Origin of the sequence: Streptomyces beijiangensis (assembly GCF_017315755.1) — a bacterium.
GTDB classification, from domain to species: domain Bacteria; phylum Actinomycetota; class Actinomycetes; order Streptomycetales; family Streptomycetaceae; genus Streptomyces; species Streptomyces beijiangensis.
The window spans coordinates 1-997 of the sequence record NZ_JAFLRJ010000619.1 but is presented as its reverse complement, the minus strand read 5'-3'; the positions used below and the strand labels follow the sequence as shown (position 1 = coordinate 997).

At 65.5% G+C, this 997-nt stretch carries 1 pseudogene; it reads left to right on the top strand.

Features of this window, described 5'->3' with window-relative positions:
* Positions 1-997: pseudogene (locus tag J0695_RS37585) on the top strand (adenylosuccinate synthase); the annotation flags it as partial.

The window sequence follows — 997 nt, the reverse complement described above, 5'->3', positions numbered from 1 at the left end:
CCGGAGTGCACTCCGGTCATCGGGAACGGAGTCGTCGTCGACCCGTCGGTCCTGTTCTCCGAGCTGAACGGACTCAACGAGCGCGGCGTGGACACGTCCAAGCTCTTGATCAGTGGAAACGCCCACCTGATCACCTCGTACAACGTGACCGTCGACAAGGTCACCGAGCGCTTCCTCGGCAAGCGCAAGATCGGTACGACCGGCCGCGGTATCGGCCCGACGTACGCGGACAAGATCAACCGCACCGGCATCCGGATCCAGGATCTGTATGACGAGTCGATCCTCAACCAGAAGGTCGAAGCGGCGCTCGAGGTCAAGAACCAGCTGCTCACCAAGCTCTACAACCGCCGCGCCATCGAGGCCGGGCAGGTCGTCGAGGAGCTGCTCAGCTTCGCGGACCGGCTGAAGCCGTACGTCGCGGACACGAGCCTGATCCTGAACAACGCGCTCGACGAGGGCAAGGTCGTGCTCTTCGAGGGTGGCCAGGGCACGCTCCTGGACATCGATCACGGCACGTACCCCTTCGTCACGTCGTCCAACCCGACCGCGGGCGGCGCCTGCACGGGTGCGGGCGTCGGTCCGACGAAGATCTCCCGGGTCATCGGGATCCTCAAGGCCTACACAACGCGTGTGGGCTCGGGACCGTTCCCGNNCCGGGCGCGACCGCCGCTGCGGCTGGTTCGACGCACCGATCGCGCGGTACGCGACGCGCGTCAACGGTCTGACGGACTTCTTCCTCACCAAGCTGGACGTGCTGACCGGCTGGGAGCAGATCCCCGTCTGCGTGGCGTACGAGATCGACGGCAAGCGCGTCGAGGAACTCCCGTACAACCAGACCGACTTCCACCACGCGAAGCCGATCTACGAGAACCTGCCCGGCTGGTCGGAGGACATCACGAAGGCCAAGACCTTCGCCGACCTCCCGAAGAACGCGCAGGCGTATGTGAAGGCGCTGGAAGAGATGTCGGGAGCGCCGATCTCGGCGATCGGCGTCGGC